Below are 9,138 nucleotides of genomic sequence, written 5' to 3' on the forward strand. Positions count from 1 at the left end.
CCCCCCCCCCACCCACCACTCCCCCCCCCCCCCCCCGGCCGGTGGGGGGTGCCCGGCCTGGGGCCGCTGGTCTGCGGGTTTCTCGCTGGGGCGCGGGCCCCCCCCGACGCCCCCCCCCCCCCGCGACCGGTATCCGTCAGAATGTCAGACGGATACCAGCGGTCAGCGCATTGGTACGCACGCGGCCGATGTCGAAACCCGAACTGGCGTCATAGGCAATAGTCGTGCCGCTGATCTGGCGGTGGCGATAATCGAGCGTCAGCGCCACGGTATCGCTCAGGTTGAAGGCAACACCGGCGCCGAGCTGCCAGGCGAAGCGGGCCTTGCCTTCACCGTCGATTTCGATGCCGGCAATGCCGGCGCCGCCGCCGACATAAGGTGTGATGCTCTTGCCGATCGGCAGGTCGAGCCAAACATTGGCCAAGGCCGACAATTGGCGCACACGGCTGCCATCGGCAAAGCTGATGGTGTTGCCGGACACGGTGCAGCCGGCCACTTCGAGATAGTCGCAGACATCGCCGGCATCGCCGCCGGTCAACGTGGTGATGGCTGTGCCGTTCAGCCGGTTGATCTGGATGCTGCTGGCCTTGTTGCGCGCATAGTCGATTTCGAGATCGCCGCGAAAGCGACCAAAGTCATACCCAAGCGTGCCGCGAAAACTTGCCGCGCCCTTGAAGCGGATGGTGGTCTCGGCGCTGTCCTGCGCACCGCTGCCGCCAAGGCTGCCGCCGACATCATAATAACGCACATTGGTCGCGCCCAAGGCATTGTAGCCAACGCCGCCGGCCACATAGAAACCGTCATTGGCCGCAGCAGCAGACGCAATTCCCGCTGCCATCACGGCACCAAGCAAGAGATATTTGGACATGAAAGTTCCCTCGACTTTGGGCGCCGGTCGCTGACACGGCGCAAGCCGGAACTGTTCCGAGCCTTTGCGGCTTCTACAATTCGTGTTGTGCCGTCGCATCGCCCATCTGACCTGACCGTGTGGCCGGGCCAAATGGCCAATGGGCAAGCAACGCCTTCAAGTCCGGCGCCTTTGACGCCAGGGACCGGTAGGATTCTCAGGCTTGATCGGTCGCGCCAGGCGAAGTGCCGAGCAGGGCGCGCAATTGTGCCAGCAGGTCCAGCGCCTCGCGCGGAGTGATGCCATCAAGGTCGAGCGCAGCCAGTTTCTCGCGCACCGGATCGCCGGTTGGCGCGGGTGCGGGTGCAAACAGCGGCAGGTCGGCCAGCCCGGCCGCCAGCCCGCCCGTCGCCATCCGGTTGGCCTCCAGCCGCGCCAGCACCGAACGGGCGCGGGCCAGCACCGGCGCCGGCACACCGGCAATGCGCGCCACCGAAAGGCCATAACTCTTGTCGGCGGCGCCCGGCGCGACGGCGTGCAGGAACACCAGTTCACCCTTCCATTCGCGAACCCTGACGGCGACGGTGGCGAGCGATTTCAGCCGGTCCTTCAGCGCGGTGAGTTCATGATAATGCGTGGCGAACAAGCAGCGGCATTGCAGGTCGTCATGCACCGCCTCCAGCACCGCCCAGGCAATCGCCAGCCCGTCATACGTGGATGTGCCGCGCCCCACTTCGTCGAGGATGACAAGGCTGCGCGTCGTCGCGCCCGACAGTATCGCAGCGGTTTCGACCATCTCGACCATGAAGGTGGACCGTCCCTGCGCCAGGTCGTCGGCGGCGCCGACCCGGCTGAACAGGCGGTCGACGACCCCGATATGCGCGCTGGCGGCGGGCACGAAACTGCCGGCCTGCGCCAGCACGGCGATAAGCGCATTCTGGCGCAGGAACGTCGATTTGCCGGCCATATTGGGCCCGGTGACGAGCCACAGCCGCGCATCGGCCGACAGGTCGCAATCATTGGGCGTAAACCGCCCGCCCGCCTTGCCGACGGCGGCTTCGACAACCGGATGACGGCCGCCTGCGATGTGAAAGGCCGCGCTGGCATCGACTTGTGGCCTGCACCAGCCGGCGCTGGCGGCATGCTGGGCCAGCGCCGACGCGACGTCGATGCGGGCGAGCGCCGCCGCCGTCGCCGAAATGGCGGCGCCCTGCGCCAGAACGGCAGCGCGCAATTCCTCGATATGTGCAGCTTCGGCGGCCAGCGCATGGTCGCCGGCCTGCGCGATGGTCAGCGCCAGGCCCGACAGGTCGGCACTGCCAAAACGGACAACACCCGCCAATGTCTGGCGGTGTATGAGGCCCGAATCCGCCGCCATCAGCGGATCGGCAAAGCGCGCCGGCACCTCGATATGATAGCCGAGCACGCCATTGTAGCGGATCTTGAGCAAGGCCACCCCGGTGTCGGCGCGCAGCCGGCCTTCCAGCGCCGCCACCGCGACCCGGCCATCGCGCGCTGTCTCCCGCAGTGCATCCAGGCCGCTGTCATGTCCGGCACGGATGGCGCCCGGCAGCTCCGCGGGTAGCGGATCGGCGAGCGCGGCGCCCAGCGTTTCCACCAGCGCGCCGTGTGGCCCGATACTGTTCAACGTCTGTGCCAGCAGCGCCGGCAGGCCCAAACCTGCGCCGGCCATCAACAACGCCTTGATCGCCAGCCCGGCTGCCAACCCGTCCTTCATTGCGCCAAGGTCACGCGGGCTGAAGCGCCCGATCGACAAGCGCGCCAGCGCCCGCGCGATGTCGGGCATGGCGGCCAGCCGGTCGCGCAGCCTGCCGCGCAGCAGGGCGTCGTCGTGGAACCAGCCGACCATGGCCAGCCGGTCATTGATGGCAGCAGCATCCGTCAGCGGCGCGGCAATATCCTGCGACAGCAGCCGCGCGCCAGCCGCCGTGACGGTCTGGTCGATCGCGGCCTCAAGGCTGGCGCGGCCGGCTCTGCGGGCGATTTCCAGGCTGGCGCGGGTGGCGCTGTCGATGGCCATGGTGCTGCCCGGCGTTTCGGGCCGGGGCGGCGACAGCAGAGGCGCGCCGGCACCAGACCCGGCAGTCGCATCGACATAGGCCAGCAGCGCGCCGGCAGCAGCGATTTCGGCCGGTGAAAACTGCCCGAACCCATCGAGCGTCGCCACGCCGAACCGCGCCTTCAGCCGCGCTTCGCCGCGCGCTGCCGAAAAATCACCGGCGGGACGCAATGTCGGCATGACGATGCCGGCCAGCGCGCCATCGCTGCCCTCGGGCATGATGATTTCTGCAGGCGCCAGCCGGGCAATTTCGGCCGTCGCCTCGGCGGCGCTGGCGGCGCGGGTGCCGAACTGCCCGGTGGACAGGTCGCACCACGCCACCCCTGTCATGGGGGCTGCGACGGCGCCAGTCTCTGAGCCGGGCAGAAGCGCCGCCAGCCAGTTGGACCTGCGGGGTTCGAGCAGGCCGGTTTCGGTCAGGGTGCCGGGCGTCACCACCCGCACGATGGCCCGTGCCACCAGGGATTTGCCGCCGCGCTTTTTCGCTTCGGCGGGGCTTTCGACCTGTTCGGCAATGGCCACGCGGTGGCCGGCCCGGATCAGGCGCGCGAGGTAGTTTTCATGCGCATGCACCGGCACGCCGCACATCGGAATCGGCTGGCCGGCGTGTTCGCCCCGGCTGGTCAGCGCGATATCGAGGCTGGCGGCGGCGACAACGGCATCGTCAAAGAACATTTCATAGAAATCGCCCATGCGAAAGAACAGCAGGCAGCCGGGCACGGTGGCTTCGGCTTGCGCCTTCAGCCCAAGAAATTGGGCAATCATCGGGGATGCGGTCATCTCCATGCCTTTTAGTGCAAGGCGTGGCCCGCTCAAGCGATCAGCATCTTTTCTTATGTTCTGGCAGCTATTGACACGAGTAGCGCCAGCAAGCTAGCATCCTTAAGTTATTGTTTTGAAAAGGTTAAATAATGATTAAGAAATTGGCTCTTGCTGCGGTTCTTTTTGCTGGAGCGACGTCTGCGCAGGCAGCGGCGTTGCTTGTCAACTGGAAGTATGAATCACCGACAATCTTGCGCGCCATCACGCTGCAGGACAACGTCGTCATTCAGGATGTCAACGTCGGCTCAGGCTATAACGGCGGTTATGGTTTGTGGAACGGACAGACATTGAGCGCGAATTTCAACTTCGCGTTCAACATCACTGACGCGTTGAATAACCTTCTCCACACCTACACGTTTTCGGGAACGCAAGGGTCGGGCGCTTTTTCGGTGAGCTTTGCGTCGGCGGCGGTTGGTCCGATCTCGCCGGTCGTCGGCCCGAACATCGTTGCGACAGGCGCGATCCAGAACGTGGGCGGGTTTGGTGCTGGTAACGATAGCTACACCATGGCGTTCCAGACGGCAGCCGTTTCAGGAGCCATTCCGGAACCTGCCGCTTGGGGCCTGATGATTGCCGGCTTCGGCATGGTCGGTGTTTCGCTGCGCCGCCGGAGCAAGGCCGTCGTTGCCTGATTGTACGCTTACCCAAGTTCCGAAGGCCCGGCGCACAAACGCCGGGCCTTTTTTGTCGCCGCAGCATGATCACTGATTGCCATCGCCAAAAGGTCGAGGTGCAGGCCATGCAGCGGGTGGACGGGCGCTAGTGCAGCGCGTGTCCGAAATCTCGATCCCCAAATTCCTTGCCTCATGGCCGCCACAATCCTATCGCTGCCTCAACCCAGATAGGACACTGCCCGATGGCCAATGACCAGAGCGATGATTTCGGCGACCGCGAGGCGCTGCACTATCACCGCATCGGCAAGCCCGGCAAAATCGAGATCGTCGCGTCCAAGCCGATGGCGACGCAGCGTGACCTGAGCCTTGCCTATTCGCCCGGTGTCGCAGCGCCCGTGCGCGCCATCGCTGCCGACCCCGATGCCGCCTATGATTATACCATCAAGGGCAATCTGGTAGCCGTCATCTCCAACGGCACTGCCATCCTGGGCTTGGGCAATCTTGGCGCGCTGGCGTCCAAGCCGGTGATGGAGGGCAAGGCGGTGCTGTTCAAGCGCTTTGCCGACATCGATTCCATCGACCTCGAAGTGGCGACCGAAGACGTCGACCGCTTCATCGACTGCGTCGAACTGCTCGAACCCAGTTTTGGCGGCATCAACCTTGAAGACATCAAGGCGCCGGAGTGCTTCATCATCGAAGCCTCGCTCAAGGAAAAGATGAACATCCCGGTGTTCCATGACGACCAGCATGGCACTGCCATTGTTGCCGCCGCCGGGGTCATCAACGCGCTGCACCTGACGGGCCGCAACCCTGCCGATGTCAAGATGGTCGTGAACGGCGCCGGCGCATCGGCCATCGCCTGCACCGAACTGATCAAGGCCTATGGCGTTCGCAACGTCATCATGTGCGACACCAGCGGCGTCATTTACATCGGCCGCCAAAAGGGCATGAACCAGTGGAAGTCGGCCCACGCCGCCGTCACCGACAGCCGTACACTGGAAGAGGCCATTGTCGGCGCCGACCTGTTCCTCGGCCTGTCGCAGGCCGGCGCCGTATCGCAGGCAATGGTCGCATCGATGGCGCCCAATCCGATCATATTCGCCATGGCCAACCCGGACCCGGAAATCACGCCCGAAGATGTGTTGAAGGTGCGCAGCGACGCCATCATCGCCACCGGGCGCAGCGATTACCCCAACCAGGTCAACAATGTCCTGTGCTTCCCCTATCTGTTTCGCGGCGCGCTGGATGTGCGCGCCACGCAGATCAACGAAGCCATGAAGCTGGCCGCAGCCGACGCCATCGCCAGTCTGGCGCGCATGCAGGTGCCCGATGAAGTGGCGGCGGCCTATGGCGGCAAGACCCGCAATTTCGGCCCGGAATATATCATCCCGGCGCCATTCGACCCGCGTCTGATCGAGCATATCCCGGTTGCCGTTGCCAAGGCGGCGATGGCGTCGGGCGTCGCCAAAAAGCCGTTCTTCGACGAGGACGCCTATCGGCAGGAACTGCGATCACGCCTCAACCCGACAACATCGATCCTGCAAGGCGCCGTCGAAAGCGCTCGCAGCCGGCCGCGCCGCTGCGTCTTTGCCGAGGCCGAACAGGAGGTGGTGCTGCGCGCCGCCGTCAACTGGCGCAATTCCGGCTATGGTGAACCCGTTCTGGTCGGCCGCGAGGCACCGGTGCGCGAGGGGCTGGCCCGCATCGGCGTGCCTGACGTGGAAAGCTACGAAATCCATAACAGCAGCGTCAGCCCGCTGGTGCCGCGCATGGTCGAGACGTTGTATGCCCGGTTGCAGCGGCGCGGCATGCTGCACCGCGATGTGCAGCGCATGGTCAACCATGAACGCAACGTCTTTGGCGCCATGCTCGTGGAACTGGGCGAGGCGGACCTGATGCTCACTGGCGTCACGCGCAATTTTGCCACCACCTATCGGCAGGTCCGGCAGGTCATCGATCCGATGCCCGGCCACCGCCCGTTCGGCATCCATATGCTGGTCGGCCGGCAGGACACGATCTTCATCGCCGATACCACCGTCACCGAACGCCCGACAGCCGAAACCCTGGCCGATATCGCTGTGGAAACCGCCGCCGTCGCGCGCCGGTTGGGGCAGGAACCGCGCGTCGCCTTCTTGTCCTATTCCAATTTCGGCAACCCGGCCGGCGAATTTGTCGGCAACCTGCGCGGCGCCGTCAAGATCCTCGATGAACGCGGCGTCGGCTTTGAATATGAAGGCGAAATGTCGGCTGACGTGGCGCTCAACCCGGCGATGCGCAAGCTGTACCCGTTCAGCCGCCTGTCCGGCCCGGCCAACGTGCTCATCATGCCCGGCCTGCACAGCGCCAACATTGCCGCCAAGCTGATCAAGGAAGTTGCCGGTGTGCGCGTTGTCGGGCCAATGTTGGTGAACATGAGCCGGCCGGTGCAGATTGCACCGATGACATCGACGGCATCCGATCTGGTGACGCTGGCGGTGCTGGCCTCCACCGGGGTGGTGATTTGACGCCTGGCGTCCTGCTCATCCACGGCATGTGGTCGACACCGGCCACATTCGACCGCTTGCGCATGGCGCTGGAACAGGCGGGATATGTCACCCATGCCCCGGTGCTGCCGTGGCATGACCGCGACGCCAGCCTGGCGCCGGCGCCGGAACTGGGCCGGCTGAGCATCACCGCCTATGTCGATTTCCTCGTCGCCGAGGCCGGCCGCATGGGCGCGCCGCCGATCATCCTTGGCCATTCAATGGGCAGCCTGCTGGCGCAGATGGTGGCGATGCGCGTGCCCCATGCCGGGCTGGTGCTGCTCTCGCCTGCGTCTGCCGCCAATGCCCAGGCGCCGGGCCTTGATCCGCTGCGCACACTGCGCCGGGTCATCACGCGCTGGGGCTGGTGGGAGAAACCGACCATGTGCGATGCCGAAGGGGCGCGCTGGGGCATATTCAACGGCGTTCCCGAAAGCATCGCCGCACAGGAAATCGCCGCGCTGGTCTGGGATTCGGGGCGCGTTCTGGCCGAAATGTCACTGCCATTTGCATTCGGCAACATCACGCGCGTTGATTTCGCCCGGCTGGGTCAGCCGGCATTGGTCATCGTCGGCACCGATGACCGCATCACCCCGCCGGCTGCGGCGCGCGCCACCGCGCGCAAACTTGCGGGCCGTGTCGATTTCCATGAACTGCCGGGTCACGGCCATTGGCTGTTCTGGGGCGACATCGAACGCCGCGTTGCCGGCATGATCCTGGACTGGCTGTCATCGCTGGAGCGTTGATGGATATCGCCCGGCAATTGCGTGCCGAGGCGCAGCGGCTAGGTTTCGCCGCCACCGGCATCGCGCCGGCCAGCGCCGCGCCCGAAGCAGGACAGCGTCTGCGGCAATGGCTGGCCGATGGCTGCCACGGCGACATGCTCTGGATGGCGGACACCGCAGAACGCCGCGCCAGCCCGGCCGGGTTATGGCCCGATGTGCGATCGGTCGTCATGTTGGGCACCAGCTATGCGCCGGCGATCGATCCGCTGCGTCATGCAGATCATCCCGATACCGGTGTCATTTCGGTGTATGCGCAGGGCAGCGATTATCACGACGTCATAAAAAAACGCCTCAAGGCCCTTGCCCGCTGGCTGGTGGCGGCGGCCCCCGGCAATGATGTCAAGGTCTTCGTCGATACAGCGCCGGTGATGGAAAAGCCGCTGGCCGCCGCCGCCGGGCTGGGCTGGCAGGGCAAGCATACCAACATGGTCAGCCGCCAGCATGGCTCATGGCTGTTCCTTGGCGCCATCTACACCACGCTCGACCTGCCCGCCGATGCGCCGCACGCCGACCGATGCGGCAGTTGCACCCGCTGCCAGACGGCGTGCCCGACAGACGCGTTCCCGGCGCCCTACCGCCTCGATGCCCGGCGCTGCATTTCCTACCTGACCATCGAGCACAAAGGCCCGATTCCGCACGAATTTCGCAGGCCCATGGGCAACCGCATCTATGGCTGCGATGATTGCCTCGCGGTCTGCCCGTGGAACAGCTTTGCTGCTGCATCGCGCGATATGGCCTTCATGCCGCGCGCCGAATTGACCGCGCCAAGGCTTGCCGATCTGCTGGCATTGGATGACGAGAGCTTTCGCGCGGTGTTTTCAGGATCGCCCATCAAACGCATCGGCCGTGGTCGCATGGTCCGCAACTGCCTGATTGCGGCAGGCAATTCCGGCGATGCCGCGCTGGCGGGGCCGGTCGCGGCGCTGCTGGATGACCCGGACCCCGTCATAGCCGAGGCCGCCGTCTGGGCGATGGCCCAATTGCACAAGGACGCACAGACATGACCAAGGCCCGGCTCGGCGCGCTCCAGTTGGGGTCAAGCCCCGAAGGCACTGGCGCCACTTTGGCCGCCATCCTCGACTATCAGCGCGAGATCGCCGACGCGCGGCTCGATGTGCTGGTCATGCCCGAGGCGCTGCTGGGCGGCTATCCCAAGGGCAGCGATTTCGGCGTGCGGCTCGGCTATCGAACCCCTGCGGGCCGCGATGCCTTCCACGAATACTGGCGCCAGGCGATCACCTTGGATGGCCCGGAAGTGGCGGCCTTGTGCGATCTCGCGCGCGCCGCCGGAACCGCCATGGTCATCGGCGCCATCGAGCGTGACGGCGCCAGCCTGTACTGCGCCGCGCTTTTTTTCGCCGCCGATGGCTGGTTTGTTGCCCGCCACCGCAAGCCGACGCCGACCGCCGCCGAACGGCTGGTCTGGGGCCAGGGTGACGCCAGCGGCCTTGTCACCATGGACAGCCCC

At 65.6% G+C, this 9,138-nt stretch carries 7 protein-coding genes; 5 read left to right on the forward strand and 2 right to left on the reverse strand.

Annotation, left to right across the window (positions count from 1 at the left end; genetic code table 11):
* Positions 1–136: 136 nt before the first annotated feature.
* Both RMQ73_RS12055 and mutS read right to left on the reverse strand, forming a co-directional pair.
* On the reverse strand, positions 137–868 hold the full coding sequence (locus RMQ73_RS12055; RefSeq protein WP_310498500.1) for an outer membrane beta-barrel protein: 732 nt from the start codon (positions 866–868) through the stop codon (positions 137–139).
* Between the two features lie 196 nt (positions 869–1,064).
* Positions 1,065–3,707 (reverse strand): DNA mismatch repair protein MutS, encoded by a 2,643-nt coding sequence (mutS, locus tag RMQ73_RS12060; protein ID WP_310498501.1) that lies wholly within the window; start codon positions 3,705–3,707, stop codon positions 1,065–1,067.
* Between the two features lie 131 nt (positions 3,708–3,838).
* On the opposite strand from mutS, the gene RMQ73_RS12065 reads away from it, so the two are divergent.
* From RMQ73_RS12065 to RMQ73_RS12085, 5 genes are all read left to right on the forward strand, one after another.
* Positions 3,839–4,381, forward strand: coding sequence for a PEPxxWA-CTERM sorting domain-containing protein (locus RMQ73_RS12065; RefSeq protein WP_310498502.1), 543 nt, complete (start codon positions 3,839–3,841; stop codon positions 4,379–4,381).
* A gap of 224 nt (positions 4,382–4,605) precedes the next feature.
* The gene (locus RMQ73_RS12070; RefSeq protein ID WP_310498503.1) at positions 4,606–6,867 is read left to right on the forward strand and encodes an NADP-dependent malic enzyme; all 2,262 of its coding nucleotides are present in this window, start codon (positions 4,606–4,608) and stop codon (positions 6,865–6,867) included.
* A complete protein-coding gene (locus RMQ73_RS12075) occupies positions 6,864–7,631 on the forward strand; it encodes an alpha/beta hydrolase (RefSeq protein ID WP_310498504.1) in 768 nt (255 codons plus the stop codon). Before RMQ73_RS12070 ends, RMQ73_RS12075 begins: the two co-directional genes overlap by 4 nt.
* Complete coding sequence (gene queG / locus RMQ73_RS12080; RefSeq protein ID WP_310498505.1) at positions 7,631–8,674, forward strand: tRNA epoxyqueuosine(34) reductase QueG; 1,044 nt, start codon at positions 7,631–7,633, stop codon at positions 8,672–8,674. Before RMQ73_RS12075 ends, queG begins: the two co-directional genes overlap by 1 nt.
* The coding region (locus tag RMQ73_RS12085; RefSeq protein WP_310498507.1) for a nitrilase-related carbon-nitrogen hydrolase at positions 8,671–9,138 on the forward strand (468 nt) is incomplete at its 3' end. The genes queG and RMQ73_RS12085, both read left to right, overlap by 4 nt.

It is taken from the genome of Sandarakinorhabdus sp. (assembly GCF_031430775.1).
In the GTDB taxonomy this organism is placed as follows: domain Bacteria; phylum Pseudomonadota; class Alphaproteobacteria; order Sphingomonadales; family Sphingomonadaceae; genus Sandarakinorhabdus.

Coding starts and splice junctions, on each gene's coding strand:
- RMQ73_RS12055 (WP_310498500.1), bottom strand. CDS start 868: ATGTCCAAATATCTCTTGCTTGGTGCCGTGATGGCAGCGGGAATTGCG.
- mutS (WP_310498501.1), bottom strand. CDS start 3,707: ATGACCGCATCCCCGATGATTGCCCAATTTCTTGGGCTGAAGGCGCAA.
- RMQ73_RS12065 (WP_310498502.1), top strand. CDS start 3,839: ATGATTAAGAAATTGGCTCTTGCTGCGGTTCTTTTTGCTGGAGCGACG.
- RMQ73_RS12070 (WP_310498503.1), top strand. CDS start 4,606: ATGGCCAATGACCAGAGCGATGATTTCGGCGACCGCGAGGCGCTGCAC.
- queG (WP_310498505.1), top strand. CDS start 7,631: ATGGATATCGCCCGGCAATTGCGTGCCGAGGCGCAGCGGCTAGGTTTC.